The organism is Nonomuraea cypriaca (assembly GCF_015645445.1).
Taxonomy (GTDB): domain Bacteria; phylum Actinomycetota; class Actinomycetes; order Streptosporangiales; family Streptosporangiaceae; genus Nonomuraea; species Nonomuraea cypriaca.
Genome location: NZ_JADOGI010000512.1, coordinates 1 through 1,510 on the forward strand (window position 1 = coordinate 1; position 1,510 = coordinate 1,510).

Here is a 1,510-nt window from a genome sequence, read left to right on the forward strand (position 1 = left end):
GGCCGTTGACCTTGGTTTTGTCGTGGGCGGCCAGGGCCTGGCGGACTTGGCGTTCGATCAGGCAGAAGATGAGCAGGGCCAGGCAGATGACGGTGATCAACGCGTTGATGCGGCGGTTGTTCTTCAGATACAGGTGGGTGACGGCCAGTGGGCCTTTGAAGGCCTGGTGGCGGCGTTCGACGGCTTCTTGGCCTTTGTAGTGGCGCAGGATCTGTTCGGCGTCGGCGGTGTCGGGGTCGAGGTTGGTCAGCAGGGCGTACCAGCCGTCGGTGGCGGCCTCGGCGTCGATCGCGTTCTGGTCGAAGTTCCAGGTCAGGGTGGGTTTGCCGGTGGCTGGGTCGGTGCCGGTCTGCGCGGTCAGGTAGGCGGCCACCCGGCGGGCGCGGCCGATCGCGGTGAGGCGGTCGGCGACCGCTTGCCGGGTTGGGTAGTGGCGTCCGCCCAGGCCGCGTTCCAGCCGGGCCAGATCGTCGCGAGCCCGATCGAGTTTCTTGGCCCGGGCGGTGGCCGCGGCCTGCGCGCGGGCCGAGGAGTGCACGAAGATCCGGCGCAGGGCCAGGACCGGGTCCTTCTTGCGCGGCCCGGCCAGCGTCATGGTGTCCTCGGCCACGTGCCAGGTGCCGCGCCGGTCGGCGTCCTTGCCGGCGTCACGGGCGGCGACGTAGTCCACCACCTGGGCCTTCTCCAGCCGCTGATCGGCCAGCACCCCGGCCGGCACGTAGGTCTTGGAGGCCGGAGCGATGAAGGCCACACCATCGGCGGCCATCGCGGCCAGGTTGGCATACGAGATCAACTTCGAATCGCCGATCATCAGCATCGGTTGCGGGCCGGCCAGCCGCTGCAGCGCCTGCATCGCCGGGATGACCTGGCCGACCTCGCCGGCCCCGCCGTCATAGGCGCGATGAAAGACCGGGATCGCCCCGTCGGAGCTGACGGCCAGCCCGGCCTGGATCTGCTTGAGATCCGGCCGGCGATCTTTGGGATGGCCGAACTTCGGCGCGGCGAAGCCGGGCTCGGCCTCCTTGTAGTCGCCCTGCAACGAGATCGAGGTGAGATCCCAATGCAGGCGCGACACCTCCACGCCGAACGCCTCGATCGCAGCCAGCCCGACCGACCCGGCCAAATGATCGAGGTGCGGTGCGATCGCGTCCAAAGCGCGGCCGATCCGGTCATCGTTGAGCAACTCCGGATCCACCCCGAACGCCTCACCCACCGCCCACGACCGCGCCCACTCCTGCACGTGCACCAGCGGCGCCGGTGAGGTCAGCCGGTTGGCCACCAGCACCTCGATCACCTGCCCGTGTGTCAACTCGGCCACGTCCCGCACCGGGCAGGCCGCATCCACCAACTCCCGGATCCGCAACCGCGAGCAGAACCCGGCCACCACCGGTAATGCTCCGAGCATCTTCTCGACACTGGCCTGGCCCCACTGCGCACGCTGTCTCACCAGCCCAGGTCATACCGCGCAACGATCACCACAGCAAACCCAGCGATCTTCACTTACCTCGAC

1 protein-coding gene is annotated in these 1,510 nt (G+C 68.7%); it reads right to left on the reverse strand.

Features of this window, described 5'->3' with window-relative positions; all coding sequences use genetic code 11:
• Nucleotides 1-1,447, reverse strand: a 1,447-nt coding sequence (locus ITP53_RS58860) for an IS1634 family transposase (protein ID WP_328818954.1), incomplete at its 3' end; no start/stop codon positions are given.
• Nucleotides 1,448-1,510 lie beyond the last annotated feature (63 nt).